The sequence below is a fragment of the Sinomonas sp. P47F7 genome (assembly GCF_049332655.1).
Classification (GTDB): Bacteria; Actinomycetota; Actinomycetes; order Actinomycetales; family Micrococcaceae; genus Sinomonas.
Map to the genome: position 1 here is coordinate 3,435,190 of NZ_CP186327.1, position 25,649 is coordinate 3,460,838.

A 25,649-nucleotide genomic window follows, 5' to 3' on the forward strand; every position below is an offset into this window, starting at 1 on the left:
AGGACATCAGAGCTTCTGCGGAGGAACAGTGACCGAAGCCAATAACGAGAGCACCGCAGCAATGGCGCCGCAGAATTCGGAAGTCGCCGTAGGCGTCTCCACGAAAACGGCACCCCGGCCAGCGGCCGCCACGCCGGTCTTCGGCTCGTCCGAGGTCCCCGCCTCCCGCGCGACGGAGGATCGGATCGACATCCCGCAGTTCCTCCCGAGCCCCTCCCCCGAGGGCGAGATCGGCCCGGACCGCTTCTTGGACCGCGAGCTCAGCTGGCTCGCGTTCAACGCGCGGGTCCTCGAGCTCGCAGAGGACGAGGAGCTGTTCCTGCTCGAGCGCGTCAACTTCCTCTCGATCTTCGCCTCGAACCTCGACGAGTTCTTCATGGTCCGCGTTGCAGGCCTCAAGCGCCGCATCGCGACAGGCCTCGCCGTCCCGTCCGCGGCCGGCCTGAGCCCCCACGAGGTCCTCGACCAGATCAGCCACGAGGCCCACGAGCTCCAGGAACGGCACTGCCGAGCGTTCGCCGCCCACATCCGCCCCGCCCTCGAGGACTCGGGAATCAAGCTCGTCACGTGGGAGGACCTCGGCGAGACCGAGCACGAGCGCCTCAGCACGCTCTTCGCCGAGCAGGTGTTCCCGATCCTCACGCCGCTCGCCGTCGACCCGGCCCACCCGTTCCCATACATCTCGGGGCTTTCGCTCAACCTCGCCGTCGTGGTGCGGAACCCCGTGAGCGAGAAGGAGCTCTTCGCGCGCCTCAAGGTGCCGGACCAGCTCCCGCGCCTCATCTCAGTCGACGGCCCGCGCGCCGGAAACGTTGCGGGTAGGCTCGCGCGCTTCATCCCGCTCGAGGACCTCATCGCGGTCCACCTCGACCAGCTCTTCCCGGGCATGGAGGTGCTCGAGCACCACACGTTCCGCGTGACCCGCAACGAGGACCTCGAAGTTGAAGAGGACGACGCCGAGAACCTCCTCCAGGCGCTCGAGAAGGAGCTCCTGAGGCGGCGATTCGGCCCGCCAGTGCGCCTCGAAGTCACCACGGACATCAACCCGAACATCCGGGCCCTTCTGGTCCGCGAGCTCGGCGTCGAGGAGTCTGAGGTGTACTCGCTTCCGGCTCCCCTCGACCTCCGGGGGCTGTCCGTGATCGGCGGGATCGACCGGGCCGAGCTTCACTACCCGAAGCAGATCGCGCACACCTCGCGGTTCCTCAACGAATCGGAGACCGCGAAGGCCGCGAACGTGTTCGCCGCGATGCGCCGCCGCGACATCCTCCTCCACCACCCTTACGACTCGTTCTCGACGTCGGTCCAGGCGTTCCTCGAGCAGGCCGCAGCGGACCCCAAGGTCCAGGCCATCAAGCAGACCCTGTACCGCACGTCCGGCGACTCCCCGATCGTCGACGCGCTCATTGATGCGGCCGAGGCCGGCAAGCAGGTCCTCGCGCTCGTGGAGATCAAGGCGCGCTTCGACGAGCAGGCCAACATCTCCTGGGCGCGAAAGCTCGAGCAGGCGGGCGTGCACGTGGTGTACGGCATCGTGGGGCTCAAGACCCACTGCAAGCTCTCCCTCGTGGTGCGCCAGGAGAACGACGGCCTGCGCCGCTACAGCCACATCGGCACGGGCAACTACCACCCGCGCACGGCGCGCTACTACGAGGACCTGGGCCTCCTCACGTGCGACGAGCAGGTGGGCGAGGATCTCTCGAAGCTCTTCAACCAGCTCTCGGGCTACGCCCCGAAGTCAACGTTCAAGCGCCTCCTCGTCGCGCCCCGCTCGGTCCGTTCGGGCCTCATCGACCGGATCGAGACCGAGATCAAGAACGCCCGCGCGGGGCTGCGCGCCCGCGTGATCATCAAGGTCAACTCGATGGTCGACGAGGCCATCATCGATTCGCTGTACCGCGCGTCGCAGTCCGGCGTGAAGGTGGACATCGTGGTGCGCGGCATCTGCTCGCTGCGCCCCGGCGTTCCGGGCCTGAGCGAGAACATCACGGTCCGCTCCGTCCTGGGCCGTTTCCTCGAGCACTCTCGCGTCTTCGCGTTCACGAACGGCGGGAACCCCGTCGTCTACATCGGCTCGGCGGACATGATGCACCGCAACCTCGACCGCCGCGTCGAGGCGCTCGTGCAGCTGCGGAACCGCGAGGACATCGCCGACCTCTTCTCGCTCCTGGACCGCTACCTCGACGATGAGACCGCGAGCTGGCACCTCGACAGCATGGGCACGTGGACCCGACACCACCTCGACGACGACGGCCGGCTGCTCGAAGACGTTCAGTCGTGGCTCCTCGCCTCGCGGGCGCGTCAGCGGTCCGTGGCCCTCCGGTGACCATGACCGATCAACCCCCGGCGGTACCCGAGGGAGACCTCAGCGAAGCCATCTCGGTCTACGCGGCCGGCGCCGTCCCGTGGCGCGTCCGCGCGGGCCAGCTCGAGGTGCTCCTCATCCACCGGCCGCGCTACGACGACTGGTCGTGGCCGAAGGGCAAGCTCGACGCCGGCGAGACGATGCACGAGTGCGCCGCGCGCGAGGTGTGGGAGGAGATCGGGCTCGACGGACCGCTCGGCATTCCGCTCCCGGCCACGCGATACCGCGTGCTCGCCGGCCTCAAGGTGGTGCACTACTGGGCACTCAAGGTGGGCCAGTCCGCCGTCGTCCGCCCGGACGGCACCGAGGTGGACGAGACGCATTGGTGCGGCGTCGACGAGGCCGCGACGCTCCTGACGAACCAGACGGACGCGCTCCCGCTCGGCTGGCTCGTCGAGGCCCACCGCCGCGGCGAGCTCGACACGCGCCCGCTCATCGTCCTCCGGCACGCGAAGGCGAAGCCGCGCGGTTCCTGGACCAAGGCCGAGGGCGACCGCACGCTTGCGGCCTCGGGCATTCGGCAGGCCGCCGCGGTGGGCCGGCTGCTGCAGGTCTGGAACCCGGAGCGCGTCGTGACGAGCCCGTGGCGGCGCTGCGTCGACACCGTGCGCCCCTACATCGCGGCCGCGAACGGCCGGGTCAAGGTCAAGCTCGACGAGAAGCTCACCGAGGCGTCCCACAAGCGGAAGCCGGACCGGGCTGCGGCCACCGTGGACCGTCTGTTCGACAAGGCGAAAAGCGCCGTCCTGTGCACGCACCGGCCGGTGCTGCCGACCGTGCTCGCGGCCTTCGCGCTCCGCTGCGAGCCGGGCATCGACGCCGAACTCCCCACCGAGGATCCGTACCTCACGCCCGGCGAGCTCATCGTGTTCCACGTTCCCGTGGCCGGCGCGCCGCGCGTCGTCGTCACCGAGCAGCTCAAGCCGTTCGAGGACTAGCCCGCTAGGCTGGAGCCATGGCCACCGCGACTCCCCCTGCGACCCTCATCGCCGCGCCCTACGAGGACCTTCTCCGGGACGTCCTCGAGCACGGAGCCCACAAGTCGGACCGCACGGGGACGGGCACGCGCAGCGTGTTCGGGCGCCAGATCCGCTTCGACCTCGCCGCGGGCTTCCCCCTCGTGACCACGAAGCGCGTGCACTTCAAGTCCGTCGCGGTCGAGCTCCTGTGGTTCCTGCGCGGCGATTCGAACGTGCGCTGGATGCAGGAGCAGGGCGTCACCATCTGGGACGAGTGGGCGGACGACGACGGCGAGCTCGGCCCCGTCTACGGCGTCCAGTGGCGCTCGTGGCCCACGCCGGACGGCCAGCACATCGACCAAGTCGCGGCGGTCATGGACTCGCTCCGGGCCAACCCCGACTCGCGCCGCCACATCGTCTCGGCGTGGAATGTCGCCGAGCTCTCCAAGATGGCGCTGCCCCCGTGCCACGCGTTCTTCCAGTTCTACGTGGCTCCCGAGGACGGCGGCCCGGGCAAGCTCTCGTGCCAGCTGTACCAGCGCAGCGCGGACATGTTCCTCGGGGTTCCGTTCAACATCGCCTCGTACTCGCTCCTCACGCACATGATGGCGCAGCAGCTCGGGCTCAACGTCGGCGAGTTCGTATGGACGGGCGGGGACTGCCACATCTACGACAACCACGTCGAGCAGGTCCGCGAGCAGCTCTCGCGCGAGCCGTATCCCTACCCGAGACTTCGCATCGCGCGCAGGCCCGAGAGCCTCTTCGAGTACCGCTACGAGGACTTCGAGGTGCTCGACTACCGGCACCACCCGGGCATCAAGGCGCCCATCGCGATATGAGCGACCTGCGAGCGCTCACTCCGCAGGACGCCAACGCCACGGCGGGGATCGGACTCATCTGGGCCGAGGCCCGCGGCGGCGTGATCGGCCGGGCGGGGACGATGCCGTGGCACGTGCCCGAGGACATGAAGCACTTCGCGGCCGTCACGAAGGGCCACGCCGTGGTCATGGGCCGGAAGACGTGGGATTCGATTCCGGAGCGCTACCGTCCGTTCTCCGGGCGGACGAACATCGTCGTGACCCGCCGGGAGGGCTGGGAGGCGGAGGGCGCCGTCGTCGTCCATTCGCTCGAGGAGGGACTCGCGAAGGCGCGGCGCGCGCCCGGGAGCCCCCGGACGTGGCTCGTGGGCGGGGGCGAGCTGTTCGCGCAGGCGCTCGCACTCGAGGACGTCAACGTCGCCGTCGTGACGTTCTTGGACCTCGACGTCGAAGGCGACGCGTACGCGCCCGCGCTCGGCCCCGAGTGGGCCCCTGGCTGGTCCGAACCAGCGGACGGCGCGTGGCACGAGTCGCGCACGGGCGTTCTCTATCGGTGGGCGGTGTACACGCGGTGACCGAGGCCAGCGCGGGACCCGCCGACGCACCGGGCTATCCAGAGGAGCAGGCCTACCCCGAAGAGCTGAGGTTCGGCTTCGGCGAGATCCTCGCGCTGCTCGCCGTGCACGGCGGCGACGCGGCGCCGGGGACCGCGGAGCTCCTCGGCCTCGATGACTACACGCAGCTGCCCGAGGTGATCGCGAGCGGGGCGTCCTCGCTAGTTGCGCGCGGCTTCGCGCACGTGGGGCCCTCAGCCGAGCTCGCGATCGACGGGCCGATCGCCGGGATCGCGGCCGCCCTCGGCGGGGCCGAGCGCCGCATGGACCTGACGCTCGAGGCGCCTGGCCTCACCGACCGGATCGTCGTGCTCGAGGCGCAGGGCGTCGCGATCCTGCTCCGCCCCCGCGCCTACAGCACGTGGTGGGCGCTCCCCCAGCGGGCCGACGTCCCGCCCGCCGAGGCCACGTTCATGCTCGTGCAGGGCCACCTCGCGGAGCACCCCGACGGGCGCGTGCTCGTCGAGCGGCACGAGGTCGGGCAGGGCTACGCGCTCTCCGTGCGCCGAACGGGCGACGGCGGGTGGCTACTCGGCGTGAAGCCTCCAGGAGCCGAGGGCGCGCATGAGGAGCCCGGGGACGCCGCCGCCCTCCTCGCCGCCCTCCGCGCAGTGCGCAACGATTGACGCGCCGGGCCCCTCGCGCCCGCGTGAAGTAACGCACAGCTGACCCGGCGCGCGCCTTCCGTAGAATGGAGGGCATGACTTCTTCGGTGGGTTTTGTCGGCTGGCGCGGCATGGTGGGCTCCGTGCTCATGGAGCGCATGCAGGACGAGGGCGACTTCGCCTCGATCAACCCCGTGTTCTTCTCGACGTCCAACGCGGGCGGCGCCGCCCCCGCGTTCGCTGGTTCCGCCGGCGGGAACGCGGGGAAGCTCCTCGATGCGTTCGACGTCGAGACCCTCGCGAAGCTGCCCGTCATCGTCACGACGCAGGGCGGCGACTACACGAAGAAGGTCCACCCGCAGCTCCGCGCTGTCGGCTGGGACGGACTCTGGATCGATGCCGCCTCGACACTGCGCATGAACGACGACTCGATCATCGTGCTCGACCCCGTCAACCGGAGGGTCATCGACGAGGGCCTCACGGCCGGTGTCAAGGACTTCATCGGCGGCAACTGCACGGTCTCGTGCATGCTCATGGGCCTCGGCGGCCTGTTCCGGAACAACCTCGTCGAGTGGGGTACGTCGATGACGTACCAGGCCGCGTCCGGCGGCGGCGCGCGGCACATGCGCGAGCTCATCACCCAGTTCGGGGCGATCCACGGCGCGGTGTCCGCGGAACTCGACGACCCGGCGTCGGCCATCCTCGAGATCGACCGCAAGGTGCTCGCGGCCCAGCGCGGCGGCGTCGACGCGACCCAGTTCGGCGTGCCGCTCGCTGGCTCGCTCATCCCGTGGATCGACGCGGACCTCGGCAACGGCCAGTCCAAGGAGGAGTGGAAGGCCGGCGTCGAGACGAACAAGATCCTCGGCACGCGGGCGGGCGGGGCCATCGACCCCGTGATCATGGACGGCCTGTGCGTGCGGATTGGTGCGATGCGCTCGCACTCCCAGGCACTCACGCTCAAGCTCCGCGAAGACCTCTCGGTCGCCGAGATCGAACGGATCATCGACGCCGACAACGAGTGGGCGCGCGTGGTCCCGAATGAGAAGCAGGCGTCAATGGACCAGCTGACGCCCGTCGCGGCGTCCGGCACGCTCGACATCCCCGTGGGCCGCATCCGCAAGCTCGAGATGGGCCCCGAGTACGTCTCCGCCTTCACGGTCGGCGACCAGCTCCTGTGGGGCGCGGCCGAGCCGCTGCGCCGCATGCTCAAGATTGCGACCGGAACGCTCTAGGCCGGGGGACGAGTCTCGGCCGGGGCCCCCGCCGGCTGGCCTGGCTGGCCACCCCCGGGTCCACATGTGCTGCCCTGAGCCGCATTTCCGTAGGGAATACCCCACGGAAATGCGGGTGAGGGCAGCACGTATTTCACCGGCGCTCGATCTCGGCGTCAAGCCGACCGTCGCGCAGCCGTTCGAATCGCAGACTGGATGCGTCGTCGCACCTCGTCCGGGCGCTCCAAGTCTGTCCAGCGAAGGCGTACGAACACCCAGCCCAATTCCATGAGCAGGGATTCGCGAGCCGCCGTCTGCAGCTCGAACTGCACCTGAGGCCGTTCGAACCCCAGGCGTTCGAGCAAAATCCGAGTCCGGCTCTCCCCCACGGACTCGGTCGCGCGCTCAAGCGAGTCCACCACCGTGAGGGCCCTCCGCCTCCCGCGCGGAGATCCCTGCCCACATCGTTCTCGGCGAGCGCGAGCTGGTGGGTTGCGGTGTCCTTTGACCGACTGGCTCGGGAACCGGCGTAGCTCGTCGCCACGTGGATCGCGGAGCCGACGTTCCAGACCGCACATCCGCGCAGAACTGCGGCACTCGCCAAGCAGTAGACGGCCGAACCATGCGTCCCCTCGACGTGGGCGTCGAGCCTGGCAATTTCGCGTTCCCACCGCGTCAGGGGGTCCCAGCGGTGGACCGGGATGTAGGCCCCTTGACGCAACCTCAGAACCAGTCCGCTGCGCACGGCTTTGGCCAGCAGCCGATCGTCGATTCCCGCCGACTTCAGCGCAGCCGTCGAGGCCACGTCATGACCTCCTGGCCACGCGGCTGCAAACAGTTCCTCGACTGAGCGCATCCCCATGCCTCGATCGTCGCGTCAAGCCGATACTCGGGCAACGCGGTTCGTGGCTCTCCGTGGCAAAACTGCATGTCCGTGGATTACCCGCATCTCCGTAGGGAATACCCCACGGAGTTGCGGGTCAGGGCAGCAGTTGCGCGCGGCCGCTGGCAACCCGTTGCCGGCGCGCCTGGCGGTTAGCCCGCCCAGAACTCCTCGATGCGGGCCGCCGCGTGTGCGACGCCGGCGGCCGCCGCGGGGCCGAGGTCCTCGAACAGCTCCGGAACGACGCGGGGCGCCGCTGGGGTCCCGCCCTTGGCCCATGTGCCGACGGTCCGTCCGCCGACCATGATGGTCGCCTTGAACACGCCGTTGATGCCCGGGATCACGCGCTGCATGTAGCGCTCCGGGACGGCCACGGTGCGCTCGCGGTACCCGAGGAGCAGTTCGTCGAACCCCGGGAGCGCCACGACGGCCCGGGCCGCGGCCCGCGTGTCGAGGAGCGACGCGACGTCGGGGGCGCAGAACAGGACGCGGCCGTCGAACTCGAGCGCGGCGCATTCGGCAGCCGCGGCAGCGAACGGCCCGCGCACCACGCCGAGCGGCTGGCCGAGCCACCACGCGAAGTCCCGCTCGTCGGCGGGCCCGTGGGCGGCGAGGTATCGGCGCGCGAGGTGCTCGACGGCGTCGTCCCTCGCGAGCCGGTCGGCGCGCGGAAGCCACTCGTCCGCGAGCCGGAACTCCTGCTGCCGCCCGCGCAGCGGGCCCTGGACGAGCACCATCCGGTGGCTCAGGATCGAGAGGAGGTGAATGCCGCGCTGCGCCGCGGTGGGCTGGCCCGCAGCCTCGAAGGCCTCGAACAGCTCGGCGCGCGTCAGGCCGACATCCCCGGCGAGCCGCGATTCCGCGACCTTGCGGACCACTGCGACGTCCTCCTCCGCGATGCCGAGGCCGCGGTGCCGGGCAGAGGCTGAGCGCATGACGCGCTCAGCGGCGAGCCCCACGAAGAGCCGCACGTCCTCCGCGGCAACGAGGAAGAGCGTCCCGCGCATGGTCCACGTGCGGACGACGGCGCCGCTCGCCAAGGCGGACGCGACCCCGGACGCTGTGCCCGCCCGGGCGCGGACCCCGACGGCGAGCAGGCCCGAGGCGAGGTCCTGGCTCTGGAGAGCGGTCATGCGGCGAACGACGTCCACGGAGTCGTCGGGATGGCCCAGCCCGACACCGACCGAGCCAGAGGGCAGGAGCCCCTGCGCTGCCAAGCGGAGGCGGGCCAGCGCCGTCGTCGTCACCTTGCGGGCACTCGGGGCGGGCGTCGTCATGGGACCATCATGCCCCGCGGACCCGGACAGGATCAGTCCGCAATCGTCCCCTTGCGCCGTCACGTCCGCTGGGTGCGCGCTCTGCGGAGGTGACGGCGCAACCGGAGGCACCCTGCGGAGGTGACGGCGCAACCGAAGGCACCCTGCGGAGGTGACGGCGCAACCGAAGGCACCCTGCGGAGGTGACGGCGCAACCCGAGGGCTACGCGAACGCCCCCACACCCGTCACGTCGCGGCCGATGAGGAGCGCCTGGACGCTCTCCGTGCCCTCGTACGTGTGGATCGACTCGATGTCCGCGAGATGGCGGATCACGTGGTTCTCGAGCAGGATCCCGTTGCCGCCGAGGAGGTCGCGCGCGGTGGAGGCGATGAAGCGGGCCTTGCGCGTGTTGTGGTACTTGGCCATGGACGCCTGTGTGGGGCGCATCTGGCCGGCGGCGTCGAGGGCGGCGACGTGGACGCAGTGCAGCTGCATGCTCGTGAGCTCGGCGAGCATCTGCGAGAGCCTGTCCTGAACGAGCTGGAACCTCGCAAGCGGCTTCCCGAACTGCACGCGCTGCGTCGCGTAGTTGAGCGCCGCCTCGTAGGCGGCCGTCGCGTGCCCGAGCGCGGACCACGCGACCCCGAGCCGCGTGGCGACGAGCACGCGCGACGTGTCCTTGAACGTCCGGGCGCCCGGGAGCACGTTCTCCTGCGGGATCCGGACGCCCTCGAGCCGGATCCGCGCCTGGTGGATGGCTCGGAGCGAGGCCTTTCCCTCGATGACCTCGGCCTCGTAGCCCGGCGTGTCCTGCTCGACGAGGAAGCCGCGCACGTCCCCGACCTCGTCGCGTGCCCAGACAACCGTGACGCCGCCCGAGGCGCCGTTGCCGATCCACTTCTTCTCGCCGTCGAGCACCCAGTGATCGCCGTCGAGCCGGGCCCGCGTCTCGAGGCTCACCGAGTCGGAGCCGTGGTCCGGCTCCGTGAGCGCGAACGCGCCGAGCTCCTCGCCGCGCGCGAGCGGCCCGAGCCAGCGCTCCTTCTGGGCGTCCGAGCCGTGAAACGCGATCGAGCGGAGCGCGAGGCCGCCCTGGACCGCGACGATCGTGCCGAGCGAGCCGTCACCGCGCGAGATCTCCATGTTGACGAGTCCGGCGGCGAGCGGGCTCATGGGCTCGAGCCCGGGGACCTCGATCCCGTCCGCGAGGAGGTTGAGCTCGCCCATGCGTTTGACGAGGTGGACGGGGTACTCAGCGCGGTCCCAGTAGTCGTTCATGACCGGAAGCGCCTCGCCGACGAACTGGCGCGCCCGCTCCCAGTGGGCCCGATCCGCTGCCGGGATCCCGCCGAAAGCGGAGAACACATCGTAGTAGTCGGTGTCGAGGGCGTCGGAGACGTCGTAGTCGGGCATGATCCAACCATCGCCGAAACTCAGTGTCAGGTCAACTGGTACTCGGTATCAGCCCTCGAGTTGCTCCCGGATCCGCCGCGCGAGCTCCTCCGGAGGAAGGGACCTGGGGAACACCGCGACGACCACGTCGTCCGCCCGCCGCCCGCCGCCGTCGTCCGTTCCGGAAGGTGACGCCGGCGCCCCCGGCAGAACGCCGTAGAGCCGCCGCACGCCGTCGAGCTCGCGCCGCAGCCTCGTCGCGTCGTAGCCCGGTTCGCCGCGCATGAGCGCGCGGAGGAAGTAATTGTGGGTCGCGATGACCGTGGCCGCGAAGCGCACGGCGTCGAGGGGGTCGATACCCGCCACCGCCGCGCGGAGATAGCGGCGGAAGAGCCGCTCGTAGCGGAACGTCGTCACGAGTTCCTTGTCGCGGAGGCTCGGCTCGTGGTTCACCACTTGGTAGCGCAGCTGTGCGAGATCGGGCTGCTCGTCGAAATGCGCGAACACGAGCTCGGCCGCCGCGCACACGGCGTCCCACGGATCCTCGTGCGGCCCGGCGAGGAACGCCTCGGCCTCCTCGAGCAGGGCGTCGTGGTCCGCGAAGACCACGTCCTCCTTCGAGCGGAACTGACGGAAGAACGTGCTGCGGGAGAGCCCGGCGGCCGCCGCGATCTGCTCGGCACTCGTCGCCTCGTAGCCCTGGTCGGCGTAGAGCCGCAGCGCCGCCGCCGCGACGTCGTGACGGAAGAGCGCGCGGTCGCGCTGGGCGCCGGCCTTGGCGGACGGCTCCCCCGAATCGCTCACAGTTCGAGCCCGATGAGGAGCGGCTCGTTCGTGAGCTCGATCCCGAACCGCTCGCGCACGCCGTCGCGCACCTCGCGGGCGAGGGACAGGAGATCCTTCGCGCTGGCCCCACCCCGGTTCGTGATGGCCAGAGTGTGCTTCGTGGACAGGGCCGCGCGCCCGCCCGTCACGCTGTCCCCGCCGAGCCCGTAGCCCTTCGCGAAGCCCGCGTGATCGATGAGCCACGCCGCCGAGGTCTTCACGAGGCCATTGCCCGCGGGGTAGCGCGGGGCCCCCTCGGGCAGGGACTCCGCGGCCTCAGCGGTGAGCACGGGGTTCGTGAAGAAGGAGCCGGTCGAGAACGTGTCGCGGTCGGCGGGGTCGAGGACCATGCCCTTCGAGCCGCGCAGCCGGAGGACCTCGCGGCGCACGGCGAGCGCCGAGGCCCGCTCCCCCTGCTCGACGCCGAGACCGCGCGCGAGCTCCGCGTAGCGGATGGGGGCGCCCATGCGGCCGAGCGCGAGCTGGAACTCGACGGTCAGGACCACGTAGCGGGGCGAGCCCTGGACCGTGGTCTGCTTGAGGAGCGAGTCGCGGTAGCCGAACTTGAGCTCGGACGGGACGAACGTCGTGACGGCGCGCGCCTCGCGGTCCCACGTGCGCACCTGCCAGATGGTCTGCGAGACGTCCTGGCCGTAGGCCCCGACGTTCTGGACGGGGGTCGCTCCGGCGGAGCCCGGGATGCCGGAGAGCGCCTCGACTCCGCTCCACGCGTGGTGCACGGCATGGTTCACGAAGTCGTCCCAGGGGTGGCCCGCCTGGACCGCGACGGAGACCCCGCCGCACGTGTCCGCGGAGTTCACGGCGAGCCCCTCGGACGCGATCTTGAGCACGGTCCCGGGGTAGCCATCGTCGGACACGATGAGGTTCGATCCGCCCGCGATGATGAGCAGCGGCTCGCCCGCCTCGTCCGCGGTGCGGACGGCGTCGATGATCTCCGACTCGGTGCGCGCCTCCTCGAACCGGGCGGCGGGCCCGCCGACGGCGGACGTGGTCAGGGTCGAGAGGAGGGTCTGGCTCACCGTTTCAGCTTAGCCGGACGACGGCGGCCGGCGCCTCGCGCTGCCCGCGCGACGCCCGCTGCAGCCAGGACGCCGTCACACCGGCTTGACCCATGCGATCGTCCGGTGGGCCGCCTGGCCCGCGAGGGCGAGGCTCACGAGGACGAACACGAGCACCGTCGCGAGTCCGTAGCGGACGCCCGTGAACTCGGCGACGAAGCCGATGAGCGGCGGGCCGCACAGGAACGCGCCGTAGCCCACGGTCGAGACGACGGAGACGCGGGCGGCGGCGGTCGCGGGGTCGTCGGCCGCCGCGGACATCCCCACCGGGAAGCCGAGCGACGCCCCGAAGCCCCAGAGCACGAGCCCCACGTACGCGAGCCACAGCGTCGGCGCAAGCACGAACAGGCCGAGGCCGAGCATCGCGAGGACCGCGCACGCGCGGAGGGCCGTGACCCTCCCGTGCCGGTTGAGGATGGGGGTCCCGAGGAAGCGGCCGGCCGCCATCGCGGCGACGAACACGCTGTACCCGCCGGCTCCCGCGGCCTGGGACACGCCGTAGCCGTCCGAGAGCGCGAGCGCGACCCAATCCCCCGCGGCGCCCTCGGCGAGGGCGAGGCCCAGCACCATGACGCCCAGCAAGAGCGTTCGGCGGTCGCGCCATGCCGCGGCCATCTGCGCCCGGCCTCCCCGCCCGCCCTCGGGCGAGGCGACCGCGAGGGCCGGCTCGGCGCCGTCGTCCACGGCGCGCACGGCCTCGAGCTCGGGCGCTGCCCGGCCCACGGCGTCCGCGCGCAGCATGAGCGCCGAGGTCACGACGCACGCGGCGACCACGACGCCCACGGATCCGACGTGCCACAGGAGCGGCACGGAGGCCGCGGCCGCCCAGGAGCCGAGGATCGCGCCCACGACCGTGCCGACGCTGAACGAGCCGTGCAGGGCGGGCATGATGAAGCGTCCGAGCGCGCGCTCGACCGCGGCACCCTCGACGTTGGACGCCGTGTTCCAGCTCGCGGTCCCGAGCCCGATCGTCGCGAAGCCCACGGCACACACGGCGGGCTCCCGGAACAGCGTCGCACCCGCGCCCACGAGCACGAGGCCGACGCCGAGGAGCGCCGCCCCAGCCTGGATGGTTCGACGGGAGCCGAGGCGGATCACGACGAGACCGGAGGCGGACACCGAGACGAAGGACGCGAGCGTCATGCACAGCAGCAGGAGTCCGATCCCGCCGGGCGTGAGGCCGAGGTCCTCGCGCAGCGCGGGAATGCGCGCCACCCAGCTCGAGAACGCGACCCCGCTCGCGGCGTACGCGATGACGACGGCGGCGTGCCACCTCCGCAGCTCCCGCGGGGTGACGGCCGCCCGGGTCGCCTGCCCCGTGGACTTCACGAGGCCTCGCTCAGCCGAGCCGGACGACGGCCTGCGCCTTGGTCAGCACACGCTGCCCGGCGCTCATGACCGTGAGGTCGATTCGGGCCGTGCGGGCCTCCGCATTGAGCGCCCCGACCGTTCCGACGACCTCGAGGATCGCGCCCGGTTCGTCCGTGCCGGTCGTGTCCGCGACCGGGACGGGCTTCGTGAAGCGCGTCTGGTAGTCGACGACCGCGCCCGGGTCCCCGGCCCAGTCCACGACGAGCTGCACGGCGGCGCCCATCGTGAACATGCCGTGCGCGATGACGCCGGGGAGCTCGACGGCGACCGCGAACTCGTTGTTCCAGTGGATCGGGTTGAAGTCCCCGGACGCGCCCGCGTACTTGACGAGGTCGGAGCGGGTCACGGCGATGTCGCGGCGGCCGATCTCGAGGCCCGTCTCGAGCTGCTCGAACGCGGGCGCTGATACTGCGGCCATTACTGGCCCTCCCCTCGGACCAGGATGGACGACGTGGTGGTGGCGACCCGCTCCCCCGACTCGGACGCGATCTCGGCGCGGGTCGTGATCATGGCGCCGCCGCCCATCGCGCGGACCTGGTCGACGTGGAGCTCGGCCGTGAGGCGATCACCGGCCACGATCGGACGGTGGTGGGTGAAGCGCTGCTCGGCGTGGACCACGCGGGAGAAGTCGATGCCGGACTCGGGGTCGGCGATGAGCTGGGCGTCAGCGCGCTGGGCCACGATGATCGCGAACGACGGCGGCGCGACGACGTCCGCGTAGCCGAGCGACTGGGCTGCGTCGACGTCGAAATGCGCCGGGTGGCCCGCCTTGACGGCGTGCGCGAACTCACGGATCTTCTCGCGGGCTACGTCGTACACCTCGGCGGGCGGGTAGACGCGACCTTGCAGGTCGGGGTTGATGGCCATGGCCAGTAGCCTATCGGGTGCCGAGCCTAGCGAGTCTTCGGCGGCTTCTGCGCGCGGAGCCGGCGCCGGGCGTCGCGGGTCCGGATGCCGAGCCCCACGAGATGCGTCACGAGACCGAGCCCGATCATCGCCATCGAGCCATACAGAAGCCACATGACGTGGGCGAGGTTCGCCGTGATGTTGAGGATGAGCCCGATCCCCAAGAGGGCCATGCCCAAGAGCACGACCCTCTTGTAGAGGGGGGAGGCGTTCTCCCAGAAGTCGTTCACGCGGGGATCGGATCAGGCGGGGTTGACGCCGAACGCCGTGGCAAGCTTCATGATCTTCTCGGCGCGGCCCAGGCGCGGGAGGTCGGAGCCGTCGCGGATCACGCGGCCACTCGCCTCGAAGTCGCGCATGAAGTCGGACGCCCACGCGACATCGCTCGGGGTCGGACTGATGACCTCGTTGATGACCGTGGTCTGATCGATCGCGAGGCACAGCTTGCCGGTCATGCCCATCATGACCGTGATGGCGCTCTGCTCGCGCAGGATGGGGTGGTTCGTCCCGACGGTCGGGCCGTCGATCGGGCCCGGCAGCGCGCCGACCCGGCTCGCGACCACGAGCTTGGCCCGCGGGTACGCCATGGCCTCGGGCGTCGCGGCCATGCCCGTGTCGCGGCGGAAATCGCCCGAGCCGAACGCGAGGCGGAACGCGCCCTGCGCGCGCGCGATGTTGTTGGCCTCCTCGATGCCCACGGCCGACTCCACGAGCGGGATCACGGGCACCTTGCCGTCCATGCGGTGGAAGCTTTCGGTCACCTGGTCCGCGGACTCGGTCTTCGCGAGCATGACGCCGAGCAGGCCCGGCGTGCCGCGCAGCCCCGCGAGATCGTCGGCCCAGAACGCGCTCGTCGCGTCGTTGACGCGCACCCATGCCTCGCCGCCGTCACGCATCCACCGGATGACGTTCTCCCGCGCCTCGTCCTTGTGCGAGGGGTCCACGGCGTCCTCGATGTCGAGAATCACCGCATCGGCCCGGGATGAGGCCGCCTCCGTGAAGGTCTCGGCCCGCATCGCGTTCACGAGCAGCCACGAGCGGGCAATCTCGGGGTTCACGGAGCGGGTAGGGCGTGAGGCGTCACCGCGGGTGGGGCGTGAGGAATCGGCGGCGGTCGTTGAGGTCATGGGTCAACGGTATCTCCCGTGGGGGCCGCAGGCACATTCGACGGCGGCGCCCACCCCGGACGACGGCGCGTGGCCGGGGTGGGCGCCAAGGGAACCACTACATGCTCAGGGCGATGCGGCACTTCCAGCCGCCGCACGCCTCGTACCACGTGATGCCAGAGGCCCTTGAAGGCGTTCGAGCTGACGACGTAGTGCGCAGTAAACTTCCTGGTCCCCATTCACCGCTGGAAGCCCGCTCCTCGGCGGCGGCTTCGACAACCTGGGACTCGACATCGGCCATGGCACAGCTCCTGATTCCTCGAGACGGGTCGACGAATCGCTCCCCAGCGCGACGATCCACGTACCAGTGGACTACCGCGCGATTATTATGTCAAGCGATTTGATAAAAACCCTTCTCAGCGTGCCACGCGCACCCACGCGGTCGCCTCGCCAGGCAGCTTGCCGCCCTCGACGTCGGCGCTCGCGAGGAGGATCTCCCCCGCCGGGAGCTCCAGCGGGGCCGTCCCGAAGTTGGCCACGACGTGCCAGCCGCCGGGCCGCACGAAGTGGAGGACGTCGTCGTCGGACGCGTCCTGCCAGCCGAGCGACTCCGAGCCCTGCAGCTCGTGCCGCAGCGCGAGGGCGCGGCGGTAGAACGCGAGGGTCGAACCCGCGTCCGCTTCCTGAACGCTCGCGGCGTAGCCTGCGAACCACGCGGGCTGCGGCAGGTGAGCACCGTTCGCGCCGAAGCCGAACGACGCCCCCTCGGCCTCCCACGGGAGCGGCACGCGGCAGCCGTCGCGGCCCACCTCGACGCCCTTGTTGCGGAAGAACGTGGGGTCCTGCCGGTCCGCGTCGGGGATCTCGCCGACCTCCTGGAGGCCGAGCTCCTCGCCCTGGTACAGGTACGCCGAACCCGGGAGCGCGAGCATGAGGAGCGTCGCGGCCCGCGCGCGCCGGAGCCCGCGCTCGGCGTCCACCTGCGCGGGGTCGCCGCCCTCGAGGAGCCAGTCCTTGCCGTCGGCACCCTTCCCGCCGCGGCCCGAGCCCTTGGGGAGCCCGTAGCGGGTCGCGTGCCGCACCACGTCGTGGTTCGAGAACACCCACGTGGACGAGGCGCCGGTCGCCGCGGCCTCCGCGAGGTTCTTCGCGATGATGCGCCGGAACTGCTCGGCGTCGAAGTCGGCCTCGAGGAGGTCGAAGTTGAACGCCTGCCCCAGGCCCTCGGGCGAGGCGTACATGGCGCGACGGTCCGCATGTACCCACGCCTCCGCGACGGCGGTGCGCGGCGGGTTGTACTCGTTGAAGACCTTGCGCCACTCGGCGTAGATGCTGTGGACCTCGTCGCGGTCCCACAGCGGGTGCTCGCCCTCACGGAAGAGGTCCGCGCGGTGCAGGAGGTCGAGGCTCGCCACCTCCGCGTTCAGGTCCTTCTTGAGGCCGTGGGCCACGTCGACGCGGAACCCGTCCGCGCCGCGGTCGGACCAGAACCGGAGCGTCGTGAGGAAGTCCTCGTGGACCTCGGGGTTGTCCCAGTCGAGGTCCGGCTGCTCCTTCGCGAAGAGGTGGAAGTACCACTGGCCCGGCGTGCCGTCCGGCTCGGTGATACGCTCCCACGCGCCGCCGCCGAAGATCGACGTCCACGCGTTCGGCGGGAGCTCACCGTTCTCGCCGAGCCCGTCGCGGAAGATGTAGCGTCCGCGGGCAGCGGAGCCCTTGGGCGAGGCGAGCGCCTCTTGGAACCAGACGTGCCGGTCCGAGGTGTGGTTCGGGACGATGTCCACGATCACCTTGATGCCGGCCTCGTGGAGCGCGGCGACCATCTCGTCGAAGTCCTCGAGCGTGCCGAGGCGCGGGTCGACGTTGCGGTAGTCGTCCACGTCGTATCCGCCGTCCGCGAGCGCCGACGGGTAGAACGGGCTCAGCCACACTGCGTCGATGCCGAGCGCTTTGAGGTAGGGGACGCGCGAGGTGATGCCCTTGAGGTCCCCGAGGCCGTCGCCGTTCGAGTCGGAGAAGCTGCGCGGATAGATCTGGTAGACGGCGGCCTGGCGCCACCAGTCGGCGTCGTGGGTGGTCGTGGCTGCGGTCTCGGCAGGGGTGGGCACCGGCTCTCCTTGTCGTGGGGGTTGAGGGATCCTTCAAATAATTTAGACTCTAAATATAGGTCCGCAAACCATTATTGGGGCGGCGTGCTGGCTGGGTCAAGACGGCGAACGGGCTGGGTCGCGACGCGGGCCCGCGGGGTCGCGACGCGGGCCCGCAGAGTCGAAGGAGGGGGTCACGCGTGAGGCAGGGAACCGATCCGGGGGGCGTGGGCCCGCACGTCGTGCGGTTCGTGACGGCCCGCTCGGTGCTCGCGGAGCTTCGCCGCGGAGGCCCCCTGACGGCCACCGAACTCGTCGGGCTGACGGGCCTCACGCGCGCAACCGTCATCGCGGTGTGCGAGGACCTCGTGCGGCGCGGCTGGGCCGAGGAGCACGAGCCCGAGCGCACGGGCCCCCAGCGCGGCCGGCCGCCGCGGACGTTCGGCTTCCGCGCGGACGCTGGCGTGGTCGTGGGCCTCGACATCGGCGCGCACAAGGCCACGGCCCTCGTGGCCGACCTCCGTGGCGAGCCGCTCGGCTCCGCCGCCGGGGCGCTCCCCGAGGGGCCCCGGCCCGCCGAAGCGCGGCTCGAGGCCGTGAGCTCGACGGCCCTCGCCGCGCTGCGGGCCGCGGGGTCCTCGCCCGAGAGCGTCCTCGCGGTGGGTGCGGGTGTCGCGGCGCCCGTGGACCGCGACGGGCGGGTGGCCGAGGGCTCGCAGTTCTGGGAGATGTTCGACGTCGGCGTCTCAGACGCGCTGTTCGCGCGCCACGGGTGGCACGTGCTGCTCGAGAACGACGCGAACCTCGCGGCCCTCGCCGAGCAGTGGCGCGGCGCCGCCCAGGGACTCGACGACGTCGCCGTGCTCCTGGCGGGCGAGCGGCTCGGCGCGGGGCTCATCGAATCCGGCCGGCTCCTGCGCGGGCGCAACGGGGCGGCGGGCGAGCTCGCGTTCCTGCGGCTCGTGGACGGGGCCGAAGGTCCTCACGGCATCGCGCAGCTCGCGCGCGAGTGGGGCGCCGAGGCGGCCCGCTCCCCCGCCGGTCTCGCGGGGCTCGCGCCGAGGGACGTCACGGCGGAGTCGGTTTTCGAGGCCGCAGACCACGGGGACGCCGCGGCCGCGGGCGTGCTGCGCCGCCTCGAGGAGCGCATGGCCCGCGTCGTCGCGGTCCTCTCGACGCTCCTCAACCCCGAGCTCGTGGTGCTCGGCGGCGCCGTTGCGCCGTCCGCGGCTCAGCTCCTCCCGGGCATCCGGGCGGCGCTTCCCGAGCTCACGGACACCCCAGCGCGGGTCGAGGTCTCGGCGCTCGGGGGCGACGCCGTGGCGCTCGGCGCCGTGCGGCGCGCGCTCGACGACGTGGCGGAGCGGGCGCTCGAGATCGAGCTCCCCGGGGCCGGTCGCTAGGGGACGCGCTTGCCGCGCGCCGTCTGGAAGAGCGTGAACCACTCCTCGCGCGTCATCGAGGCGCCGACGGCCTCAGCCTCCGCACAGGCCGCGATGCGACGCGGGTTCGCCGAGCCGATGACCGGGACGATCCGCGCCGGGTGGCGGAGGAGCCACCCGAGCACGATCGCCTCCGGCTCGGTGTTCTTCGCGGCGGCCATCTCGGCGACCAGCGCAGTTGTGGCGCGGTCCGCGTCGGTGGCCGCCGCCGTCGTCCGTCCGGAGTAGCGGCCGCCCGCAAGCGGCGACCAGGCCTGGACCTCGATGCCGCGCCGCGCGCAGTGTTCGAGCGTTCCGTGCGGGAAGCTCGTGAGCACGCCGTCGGCATGGTTGACGAGCACGGTGGTGTCCGCGAAGCCGTGGTGGGCCAGGCTCAGCTCGAGCTGGTCGGCGGCGAGCGGGACGGGCAGGTGGTCTTGAAGCGCGTCCATCTGCGCGGCCGACATGTTGGACACGCCGATCGCGCGAATCGCACCGTCCGCGAGCAAACGGCCGACGGCGTCCCCCACCTCGGCGGGGTCGAGCAGCGGGTCGGGGCGGTGTAGGAGCAGGAGGTCGAGGTAGTCGGTGCGCAGGCGGCGCAGCGTGCCCTGGACCCCCTCGAGGATCGCCCGGCCGCTCAGGTCGTAGTGGCCGAAGCCGCCGCCCTCGCCCAACCGGATGCCGACCTTGCTCTGGAGCAGGATCCTCCCGCGCAGGGTCGCATCTCGGGCCAGAAGCTCGCCGAAGACCGATTCGGCCTTGCCCCGGCGGTAGATGTCGGCATGGTCGAAGCGGGTGATGCCGATCGCGAGCGCGGCCTCGACGGCCGCCGCTGCATCGTCGATGTGCTCGGGGCCGTACCCTGGCGCGTCCCACGCGCCGCCGAGGCCCATGCATCCATAGATCAGGCGGGAATCCACCCGGCCATCCTAGTGCGCAGGCGAGCCCCGAGGGGGCGCGTGACACGGTGGGCGAGCGCGGCGAGCCCGATCGAGAGCGGAAGCACGATCCACCCCACCTCGAGCCAGTCGGAGTGGTTGAGCACGCCCAGGAGGCACAGGAGCGGGTAGTGCCACAGGTAGATCTCGTAGCTGATCCGCCCCACATAGGCCACGGGACCGGCCGACAGGACGCGGTGGAGCACCCCCTGCGGGCCGCGCACGAGCGCGACGATGAGCAGGAGCGCGCCGGCGTCCGCGGAAAGCACATCGACGGTGGAGAACGGCGCGAGCGAGGAACGCAGCACGCTGAAGCCGAGGAGCGCGAGGCCCGCGAGGCCGAGCCAGCGGCTGGCCTTGAACTGGGCGCCATGGAGCAGGAGCGCGAGCACGCAGCCTGACATGAGCCCACACGCGCGCAGGATGAAGGAGACCTCGGCCGACTCCGCCTCGGCGAAGAACGCCGCGACGGCAAGGACGGCCGTCACGATCGCAGCGATCGCGAGGACCATCCGGCGACGCTCCCGCAGGAGCCAGACGAGGACCGGCGGCCACAGGAAGTAGAACCACTCTTCGACCCCGAGCGACCACGTGTGCTCGTAGGGCGAGAGCGTCGTCTGGCCGGACTCGGCGCCCACGGGCATGAGATAGAAGAGCGCGAGGGCAGAGCCCGCGAGGGCGGTGCTGACGCCCATCGTGAGCGCGATCGGCACGAAGACGACCGCGAGCATGAGCAGGAGCGGCGGGTACAGCCGCACGACCCTGCGCAGGTAGAACCGGCGGAAGGAAACCGTTCCCGAGGCATCGTGCTCCTGGAGCAGGAGCGTCGTGATGAGGAAGCCCGAGAGCACGAAGAAGACGTCGACGCCGCCCGCCCCGCCGAAGTGCGCGGGCATGACCCCGTGGTACACGGCGACCAAGGTGATGGCGACTGCCCGGAGCCCGTCGAGCGCCGGAACGTGGCCAAGCCGAGGGGGACTTTTTCGGACAGCAGGCAACGATTCGGTAACGGTCATCTGATCGAGTGTAACGATCGAGTCTGGGAACGGCTCTCAGGAAGCCGCATCGCTGGGATACCGGTTCGGACCGGCGCGGCAGATAGACCTGTGGAGTTCAGCGCGGTCTCACGGCGCGTTAACACGGCGCTCCTAGCATTTTGGACTCATGCAAGAGACCGGCAGGGAGAGGACCCCATGCGCACCATCCGCACACGAGTCGCCGTGATCGCCGCCACCGCAGCGCTCGTCGCCGCGTCGGCCGGAACCGTCGCCGTTGCCCAGGACGCCACCGGCACACAGGAAAACGGCGACCAGCACGAGACGGCGACGACGCTCGCGAACGACTTCAACGCCGTCGACCGCAACACGAACTGGCAGCTCACCGGAAAGCTCAAGCTCAACTTCCCCACGTACCACACGGAGGGCATCGCGTTCTCGGAGGATCACATCTTCCTCTCGGCCGTTCAGATCATCGAGCCGACGGTCAAGTACCCGGCGCCGCAGAACGGCTTCGACCGCTCGCCCGGAAAGGGAATCGGCCACGTGTTCGTCATGGACAAGGCGGGGAACCTGCAGAAGGACATCACGCTGGGCGAGGGCGACATCTATCACCCGGGCGGAATCGACTTCGACGGCACGAACGTGTGGGTGCCCGTCGCGCAATACCGGCCCAACAGCGCCTCGATCGTCTACCGCATCGATGCCGCGAGCCTCGACGTCCACAAGCAGTTCGAGGTGCCCGATCACTTCGGCGGAATCGTGATGGACCGGCAGACGGGCCACCTCGTGGGCAACACGTGGGGCTCACGCCGCTTCGCCGAGTGGGACCTCCAGGGCAAGCAGCTCGCGACGTGGGAGAACCCCAACTACTTCATCGACTACCAGGACTGCCAGTACGTCCCGAACTCGAAGATGCTGTGCGGCGGCGTCACGAACCTCCCGCAGACCCCTGCGGCAGGCGGAGCGGGCGCGACGTACGAACTCGGCGGCATGGCGATGATCGATCTGAAGGGCCACGCCGTGACGCGGGAGGTGCCCTTCCAGAAGTGGTCCACGGCCGGGCATGTGGCCACCCGCAATCCGTTCAAGATGACGGCCGACGGCGGGCACCTCACCATGAAGGTCGCGCCAGACAACGGCGACGAGGGCAACGGCACCGAGATCCTCACGTATGAGGCGACGGTGGCCCCGCAGTCCTGATCTGGGTTATCCCCCGATCTGGGTGGAATGAGAAACCAAAAGACCCCCGGGATCTCTCCCGGGGGTCTTGCGGTAGCGGTGGGGAGGCTCGATCTCCCGACCTCACGATTATGAGTCGTGCGCTCTAACCAACTGAGCTACACCGCCATACAAAGAAAAGGGCCGTATCTTCCGGCCACAGCCGTGGACACGGACCCTTTCCAGAGAGCCCCCCACGGGAATCGATCCCGTGACCTCCATCTTACCAAGATGGCGCTCTACCACTGAGCTAGGGGGGCAACAGACAGATACTTTACCGGAGCGTGAGCCCCTCGAACAAATCGTCGGGGGCTCATTTTCCGCCCGCCGTGAAGAGGACGGAAAAGGGTCCGGCTGCACCCCCCAGCTGGCTGCAGCCGGACCCTGTGGCACGGCCACGCGGTCTGCTCACGTGGCCGGCTCCACCGCCGCCCCTCCATCGTCACACGATGCGACGCTAAATGTCACGCATCTATGACAAATTCGTATAGTAAGTGAGAGCTATCACTCGGTATTAGCGGCTGCCGCCAAACCGGCGAGCGCCACCCGAGGAGCCGCCCCGGCTCCCGCCGAAGCCGCCCCGGCTCCCGCCGCGGCCGCCCCACTCGCCATCGCGACCACCGCGGTCACGGCCACCGTGGCCACCACGGCTGCCGAAGTCGCCCCGGTTGCCGAAGTCGCCGTCACGCGGGGCGCGGTCCCGATCCCGGCCGCCGCGCCCGCCGCGGCTACCCCAGTCGCCGTCACCGTCACGCGACGGACGGCGGCCGGAGTCGAGCTCGAGCTTGATGAGCTCGCCGCCGATCCGGGTCTTCGAAAGCGCCCGCCACTGATCGTTCGAGAGCTCCGCGGGGAGCTCGACGAGGGAGAAGTCGGACCGGATGTCGATCCCGCCGATGTCGCTCGAGTTGAAGCCGCCCTCGTTCGCGAGCGCACCCACGATCGAACCCGGCTGGACCCGCTGGCGCCGGCCCACCGCGATGCGGTACGTCGCGCTGCCCTCGGACGGGCCGCGCTGACCGCGGCCGCCCTGGCCGCGCCCGCCGTCGCGCCCGCCCTCACGGCCGCCGTCGCGCCCGCCGCGCTTGGCGAACTCGGGGGCAGACGGGAGCTCCTGGACGAAGAAGGGGGCGTCGCCCTGGACCATGACCGCGAGCGCCGCCGCGATCTCGGCCGCGGGAACATCGTGCTCCGCCTCGTAGGACGCGATGAGCTCGCGGAAGAGGGAGACGTCCTCGGTCTCGAGCGTGTCCGTGATCTGGTCCGCGAACTTGCTCATGCGCAGCGAGTTGACGGTCTCCGCCGTCGGCAGCGACATCTGCTCGACGGACTGGTGGGTCGCCTTCTCGATGGCGCGGAGAAGGAACTTCTCGCGCGGGGTCATGAACAGGATCGCGTCGCCCTTGCGGCCGGCGCGGCCCGTGCGGCCGATCCGGTGGACGTAGCTCTCCGTGTCGTGCGGGATGTCGTAGTTGACCACGTGGCTGATGCGCTCGACGTCGAGGCCACGGGCCGCGACGTCCGTCGCCACGAGGATGTCGATCTTGCCCTCGCGGAGCGCCTCGACCGTGCGCTCGCGCTGGGCCTGGGCGATGTCGCCGTTGATCGCGGCGGCCTGGAAGCCCCGCGCCTTGAGCTTGTCGGCGAGATCCTCGGTGGCCATCTTGGTGCGCACGAACGCGATGACGCCGTCGAAGTCCTCGACCTCGAGAATGCGGGTGAGCGCGTCGACCTTGTGCGAGCCCATGACCTGCACGAACCGCTGACGGATGTTCGTCCCCGTGGTGGTCTTGGACTTGACCGTGATCTCTTCGGGATCGTTGAGGTACTGCTTCGACATGCGGCGGATCTGCGACGGCATGGTCGCCGAGAAGAGCGCCACCTGGCGGCCCTCCGGCGTCTCCTGGAAGATCCGCTCGACGTCGTCGGCGAAGCCCATGCGCAGCATCTCGTCGGCCTCGTCGAGCACGAGGTACTGGAGCTCCGAGAGGTCGAGCGAGCCCTTCTCGAGGTGGTCGATCACGCGGCCGGGCGTGCCGACCACGACCTGGGCGCCGCGGCGGAGACCCGCGAGCTGGGGACCGTAGGCCGAACCGCCGTAGACCGGCAGGACCGTGAAGTCCTCGAGGTGCTTCGCGTAGGAGGTGAACGCCTCCGCGACCTGAAGCGCGAGCTCGCGGGTCGGGGCGAGCACGAGCGCCTGCGTGGCGCGGGACGGGCCGTTCTGGTCGTGGAGCTCCGCGAGGCGCGAGAGCGCCGGGACGGCGAACGCCGCGGTCTTGCCGGTACCCGTCTGGGCGAGGCCCACGACGTCGCGGCCCTCGAGGAGCAGCGGGATCGTGGCGGCCTGGATGGGCGAGGGCTTCTCGTAGCCGACATCGCGCAGCGCGGCCAGGACGCGGCCGTCGATGCCAAGGTCGGTGAACAGGACGCCGCGCTCTTCGTTCTCCTGCGAGGCGTTCTCTTGCGAGGCGTTCTCCTGCGGAGCGTTCTCTTGCGGGGCGTTCTCCGGGGAGGAGTTCTCCTGCGGGGCGTTCTGGGAAGTCGCGTCGGAGTCCGCCTCGGCGGCGGCGTTCAGGGCGTCAAGGATTTCAGACATAGGGGTGTCCTCGGGGTTGGGGAGCCTCGGGCGGCTCGTCGGTCAAATACCGAAGCCCGGCGCTATCTCAATCCCGTGGCAGGACTTCTCGCTGCTTTTCGGCGCCACACGCGCACTGTCAGCGTTTACTTCAGCCGGACTCCCCTATGAAACTGCCCGCCTAGCGGGCCCCAACACGCTCTACTCCTGCCTCAACAATTGGGCAAGAAAAGGGAATACCGGCGCAGTGGGGGATACAACTACTGTACAGGACGCACGACGGCGACCACGCGCCGTCGTCCGTCGGCGCACCGTGAGCTTGGGCACAGTGAGTTTTCTTCGGCTACGTTGGGGTCATGCCCGCAAACCCCCTCGGCCGCGCCCTGCGCCATTGGCGAGCCGGCCACGACAAGCTCGTCTGGGAGCGTCCCGACCTGCAGGCCCCCACCGAGGACTTCGCGCTCACGAGCCCGGCCTTCGACCACGGGGCGCCCATCCCCGAACGCCACCGCGGGAGGATCTTCGGGCCGAACATATCGCCCGCCCTCGTCTGGACGACCCCGCCCGCCGGGACCATGGAGCTCGCGCTCATCGTCCAGGATCCGGACGTCCCGCTCCCGACGCCCGCAACGCATGCACTCGCGGTCGGCATCGACCCCTCTCTCGGCGGCCTTCCCGAGAACGGGCTCGCGAGCCCCAGCCCGGTCGAGGGCCTCAGACACGGCAAGGGCCGCCTCGGTCGGCGCGGGTGGGCCGGCCCCATGCCCGTGCCATCGCACGGGCCGCACTCCTACGTCTTCCAGCTCTTCGCCCTCGACTCACGGCTCGAGCTTCCGGAAGCGTTCACGCTCGACGATGCGCTCCGCGCCATGACCGGGCACGTCATAGCGCGGGCACGGCTCGACGGCACCTACGAGATCCGGTAGCGGCGCGCGGAGGCGACTCCTGCACCCAACCGTCCCTTCTGCGACACAACCGCCCGGTAGAGGCATAACCGCCCGGCACGCCGGAC

The 25,649-nt window shown here is 70.7% G+C and carries 23 protein-coding genes and 2 tRNA genes; 9 read left to right on the forward strand and 16 right to left on the reverse strand.

Going from position 1 to position 25,649, the window contains the following annotated elements; translation table 11 throughout:
• The first annotated feature begins 61 nt into the window (after positions 1-61).
• The 6 genes from ACOKR1_RS16120 (at position 62) to asd (ending at position 6,596) form a co-directional block, all read left to right on the forward strand.
• Positions 62-2,326, forward strand: coding sequence for an RNA degradosome polyphosphate kinase (locus tag ACOKR1_RS16120; protein ID WP_422936669.1), 2,265 nt, complete (start codon positions 62-64; stop codon positions 2,324-2,326).
• 2 nt (positions 2,327-2,328) lie between these two features.
• Positions 2,329-3,303, forward strand: coding sequence for an NUDIX hydrolase (locus tag ACOKR1_RS16125; RefSeq protein ID WP_422933950.1), 975 nt, complete (start codon positions 2,329-2,331; stop codon positions 3,301-3,303).
• A 17-nt stretch (positions 3,304-3,320) separates the two neighbouring features.
• On the forward strand, positions 3,321-4,163 hold the full coding sequence (locus ACOKR1_RS16130; protein ID WP_422933951.1) for a thymidylate synthase: 843 nt from the start codon (positions 3,321-3,323) through the stop codon (positions 4,161-4,163).
• Positions 4,160-4,717: a dihydrofolate reductase gene (locus ACOKR1_RS16135; protein WP_422933952.1), complete on the forward strand. Its 558-nt coding sequence runs from the start codon at positions 4,160-4,162 to the stop codon at positions 4,715-4,717. The genes ACOKR1_RS16130 and ACOKR1_RS16135 overlap by 4 nt, the downstream gene beginning before the upstream one ends.
• On the forward strand, positions 4,714-5,382 hold the full coding sequence (locus ACOKR1_RS16140; RefSeq protein WP_422933953.1) for a hypothetical protein: 669 nt from the start codon (positions 4,714-4,716) through the stop codon (positions 5,380-5,382). Before ACOKR1_RS16135 ends, ACOKR1_RS16140 begins: the two co-directional genes overlap by 4 nt.
• A gap of 74 nt (positions 5,383-5,456) precedes the next feature.
• Positions 5,457-6,596 (forward strand): aspartate-semialdehyde dehydrogenase, encoded by a 1,140-nt coding sequence (gene asd / locus ACOKR1_RS16145; protein ID WP_422933954.1) that lies wholly within the window; start codon positions 5,457-5,459, stop codon positions 6,594-6,596.
• A 133-nt stretch (positions 6,597-6,729) separates the two neighbouring features.
• On the opposite strand, the gene ACOKR1_RS16150 is transcribed toward asd, so the two are convergent.
• The 11 genes from ACOKR1_RS16150 to ACOKR1_RS16200 form a co-directional block, all read right to left on the reverse strand.
• Positions 6,730-7,437 (reverse strand): type IV toxin-antitoxin system AbiEi family antitoxin domain-containing protein, encoded by a 708-nt coding sequence (locus ACOKR1_RS16150; protein ID WP_422933955.1) that lies wholly within the window; start codon positions 7,435-7,437, stop codon positions 6,730-6,732.
• 173 nt (positions 7,438-7,610) lie between these two features.
• The gene (locus ACOKR1_RS16155; protein ID WP_422933956.1) at positions 7,611-8,735 is read right to left on the reverse strand and encodes a winged helix DNA-binding domain-containing protein; all 1,125 of its coding nucleotides are present in this window, start codon (positions 8,733-8,735) and stop codon (positions 7,611-7,613) included.
• A 202-nt stretch (positions 8,736-8,937) separates the two neighbouring features.
• Entirely contained in the window at positions 8,938-10,128 is a 1,191-nt protein-coding gene (locus tag ACOKR1_RS16160; protein ID WP_422933957.1) for an acyl-CoA dehydrogenase family protein, read from the reverse strand.
• Positions 10,129-10,176: 48 nt separating this feature from the next.
• On the reverse strand, positions 10,177-10,911 hold the full coding sequence (locus tag ACOKR1_RS16165) for a TetR/AcrR family transcriptional regulator (protein WP_422933958.1): 735 nt from the start codon (positions 10,909-10,911) through the stop codon (positions 10,177-10,179).
• Positions 10,908-11,972, reverse strand: coding sequence for a UDP-N-acetylmuramate dehydrogenase (locus ACOKR1_RS16170; protein ID WP_422933959.1), 1,065 nt, complete (start codon positions 11,970-11,972; stop codon positions 10,908-10,910). Before ACOKR1_RS16170 ends, ACOKR1_RS16165 begins: the two co-directional genes overlap by 4 nt.
• A 75-nt stretch (positions 11,973-12,047) precedes the next feature.
• Entirely contained in the window at positions 12,048-13,340 is a 1,293-nt protein-coding gene (locus ACOKR1_RS16175; RefSeq protein WP_422933960.1) for an MFS transporter, read from the reverse strand.
• Between the two features lie 10 nt (positions 13,341-13,350).
• Positions 13,351-13,800 carry a MaoC/PaaZ C-terminal domain-containing protein gene (locus ACOKR1_RS16180; RefSeq protein WP_422933961.1) on the reverse strand — a complete coding sequence of 150 codons (450 nt, stop codon included), beginning with the start codon at positions 13,798-13,800 and terminating at the stop codon, positions 13,351-13,353.
• Positions 13,800-14,249 carry an FAS1-like dehydratase domain-containing protein gene (locus tag ACOKR1_RS16185; protein WP_415856534.1) on the reverse strand — a complete coding sequence of 150 codons (450 nt, stop codon included), beginning with the start codon at positions 14,247-14,249 and terminating at the stop codon, positions 13,800-13,802. Before ACOKR1_RS16185 ends, ACOKR1_RS16180 begins: the two co-directional genes overlap by 1 nt.
• Positions 14,250-14,275: 26 nt before the next feature.
• Complete coding sequence (locus ACOKR1_RS16190) at positions 14,276-14,518, reverse strand: hypothetical protein (RefSeq protein WP_422933962.1); 243 nt, start codon at positions 14,516-14,518, stop codon at positions 14,276-14,278.
• 12 nt (positions 14,519-14,530) lie between these two features.
• Positions 14,531-15,415: an HpcH/HpaI aldolase/citrate lyase family protein gene (locus tag ACOKR1_RS16195; RefSeq protein ID WP_422933963.1), complete on the reverse strand. Its 885-nt coding sequence runs from the start codon at positions 15,413-15,415 to the stop codon at positions 14,531-14,533.
• A 395-nt stretch (positions 15,416-15,810) separates the two neighbouring features.
• Entirely contained in the window at positions 15,811-17,502 is a 1,692-nt protein-coding gene (locus ACOKR1_RS16200; RefSeq protein WP_422933964.1) for a glycoside hydrolase family 13 protein, read from the reverse strand.
• Positions 17,503-17,681: 179 nt separating this feature from the next.
• Here ACOKR1_RS16200 and ACOKR1_RS16205 point away from each other — a divergent pair, with 179 nt between their 5' ends.
• Positions 17,682-18,884, forward strand: coding sequence for an ROK family transcriptional regulator (locus ACOKR1_RS16205; RefSeq protein WP_422933965.1), 1,203 nt, complete (start codon positions 17,682-17,684; stop codon positions 18,882-18,884).
• On the opposite strand, the gene ACOKR1_RS16210 is transcribed toward ACOKR1_RS16205, so the two are convergent.
• Positions 18,881-19,798 (reverse strand): aldo/keto reductase, encoded by a 918-nt coding sequence (locus ACOKR1_RS16210; protein ID WP_422936670.1) that lies wholly within the window; start codon positions 19,796-19,798, stop codon positions 18,881-18,883. The two genes, ACOKR1_RS16205 and ACOKR1_RS16210, sit on opposite strands and share 4 nt — an antisense overlap.
• Positions 19,799-19,809: 11 nt before the next feature.
• A complete protein-coding gene (locus tag ACOKR1_RS16215) occupies positions 19,810-20,859 on the reverse strand; it encodes an acyltransferase family protein (protein ID WP_422933966.1) in 1,050 nt (349 codons plus the stop codon).
• Between the two features lie 177 nt (positions 20,860-21,036).
• Between ACOKR1_RS16215 and ACOKR1_RS16220 the strand changes: the two genes are divergently transcribed.
• A complete protein-coding gene (locus ACOKR1_RS16220) occupies positions 21,037-22,041 on the forward strand; it encodes a DUF6454 family protein (protein ID WP_422933967.1) in 1,005 nt (334 codons plus the stop codon).
• A 73-nt stretch (positions 22,042-22,114) separates the two neighbouring features.
• Here ACOKR1_RS16220 and ACOKR1_RS16225 read toward each other — a convergent pair.
• The 3 genes from ACOKR1_RS16225 to ACOKR1_RS16235 all read right to left on the reverse strand — a co-directional run bounded on the left by ACOKR1_RS16225 (position 22,115) and on the right by ACOKR1_RS16235 (position 24,658).
• Positions 22,115-22,188, reverse strand: a tRNA-Met gene (locus ACOKR1_RS16225).
• Between the two features lie 59 nt (positions 22,189-22,247).
• Positions 22,248-22,319 (reverse strand) — tRNA-Thr (locus ACOKR1_RS16230).
• 254 nt (positions 22,320-22,573) lie between these two features.
• Positions 22,574-24,658 carry a DEAD/DEAH box helicase gene (locus ACOKR1_RS16235; RefSeq protein WP_422933968.1) on the reverse strand — a complete coding sequence of 695 codons (2,085 nt, stop codon included), beginning with the start codon at positions 24,656-24,658 and terminating at the stop codon, positions 22,574-22,576.
• 335 nt (positions 24,659-24,993) lie between these two features.
• Here ACOKR1_RS16235 and ACOKR1_RS16240 point away from each other — a divergent pair, with 335 nt between their 5' ends.
• Positions 24,994-25,563 carry a YbhB/YbcL family Raf kinase inhibitor-like protein gene (locus ACOKR1_RS16240; protein WP_422933969.1) on the forward strand — a complete coding sequence of 190 codons (570 nt, stop codon included), beginning with the start codon at positions 24,994-24,996 and terminating at the stop codon, positions 25,561-25,563.
• The last annotated feature ends 86 nt before the right edge of the window (positions 25,564-25,649 follow it).

What these genes read in the sequence shown, in the direction of transcription:
- ACOKR1_RS16120 (WP_422936669.1), top strand. Translation starts at nt 62, where the DNA reads ATGGCGCCGCAGAATTCGGAAGTCGCCGTAGGCGTCTCCACGAAAACG.
- ACOKR1_RS16125 (WP_422933950.1), top strand. Translation starts at nt 2,329, where the DNA reads ATGACCGATCAACCCCCGGCGGTACCCGAGGGAGACCTCAGCGAAGCC.
- ACOKR1_RS16130 (WP_422933951.1), top strand. Translation starts at nt 3,321, where the DNA reads ATGGCCACCGCGACTCCCCCTGCGACCCTCATCGCCGCGCCCTACGAG.
- ACOKR1_RS16135 (WP_422933952.1), top strand. Translation starts at nt 4,160, where the DNA reads ATGAGCGACCTGCGAGCGCTCACTCCGCAGGACGCCAACGCCACGGCG.
- asd (WP_422933954.1), top strand. Translation starts at nt 5,457, where the DNA reads ATGACTTCTTCGGTGGGTTTTGTCGGCTGGCGCGGCATGGTGGGCTCC.
- ACOKR1_RS16150 (WP_422933955.1), bottom strand. Translation starts at nt 7,437, where the DNA reads ATGGGGATGCGCTCAGTCGAGGAACTGTTTGCAGCCGCGTGGCCAGGA.
- ACOKR1_RS16155 (WP_422933956.1), bottom strand. Translation starts at nt 8,735, where the DNA reads ATGACGACGCCCGCCCCGAGTGCCCGCAAGGTGACGACGACGGCGCTG.
- ACOKR1_RS16160 (WP_422933957.1), bottom strand. Translation starts at nt 10,128, where the DNA reads ATGCCCGACTACGACGTCTCCGACGCCCTCGACACCGACTACTACGAT.
- ACOKR1_RS16180 (WP_422933961.1), bottom strand. Translation starts at nt 13,800, where the DNA reads ATGGCCGCAGTATCAGCGCCCGCGTTCGAGCAGCTCGAGACGGGCCTC.
- ACOKR1_RS16185 (WP_415856534.1), bottom strand. Translation starts at nt 14,249, where the DNA reads ATGGCCATCAACCCCGACCTGCAAGGTCGCGTCTACCCGCCCGCCGAG.
- ACOKR1_RS16195 (WP_422933963.1), bottom strand. Translation starts at nt 15,415, where the DNA reads ATGACCTCAACGACCGCCGCCGATTCCTCACGCCCCACCCGCGGTGAC.
- ACOKR1_RS16210 (WP_422936670.1), bottom strand. Translation starts at nt 19,798, where the DNA reads ATGGGCCTCGGCGGCGCGTGGGACGCGCCAGGGTACGGCCCCGAGCAC.
- ACOKR1_RS16215 (WP_422933966.1), bottom strand. Translation starts at nt 20,859, where the DNA reads ATGACCGTTACCGAATCGTTGCCTGCTGTCCGAAAAAGTCCCCCTCGG.
- ACOKR1_RS16220 (WP_422933967.1), top strand. Translation starts at nt 21,037, where the DNA reads ATGCGCACCATCCGCACACGAGTCGCCGTGATCGCCGCCACCGCAGCG.
- ACOKR1_RS16235 (WP_422933968.1), bottom strand. Translation starts at nt 24,658, where the DNA reads ATGTCTGAAATCCTTGACGCCCTGAACGCCGCCGCCGAGGCGGACTCC.
- ACOKR1_RS16240 (WP_422933969.1), top strand. Translation starts at nt 24,994, where the DNA reads ATGCCCGCAAACCCCCTCGGCCGCGCCCTGCGCCATTGGCGAGCCGGC.